The 268-nt window shown below is 60.4% G+C and carries 1 pseudogene; it reads left to right on the forward strand.

Features of this window, described 5'->3' with window-relative positions:
• Window positions 1-21 precede the first annotated feature (21 nt).
• Window positions 22-268 (forward strand): annotated as a pseudogene (locus SB658_RS24385) (diaminopimelate decarboxylase); the annotation flags it as partial.

A 268-nucleotide genomic window follows, 5' to 3' on the forward strand; every position in this document is an offset into this window, starting at 1 on the left:
TCACGCGGCACCAAGATCGCGATTTGCGACGGTGGTATGAACGCTCATCTCCCCGCCAGTGGCCACTTCGGCATGGTCATGCACCGCAACTACCCTATGCACAAGGTGAATGGCCAGGGGCCGTTGGAACCGGTTACGCTGGTGGGTCCCCTGTGCACGTCGATTGACCGACTAGCCAACGCAATTTCCTTGCCTCCACTTGAGACGGGCGATCTGGTTGCCATCCACAGCAGTGGCGCCTATGGACCTAGCGCTAGCCCCGTCGGAT

The organism is Bacillus sp. SIMBA_008 (assembly GCF_046535495.1).
Taxonomy (GTDB): Bacteria; Bacillota; Bacilli; order Bacillales; family Bacillaceae; genus Bacillus; species Bacillus subtilis.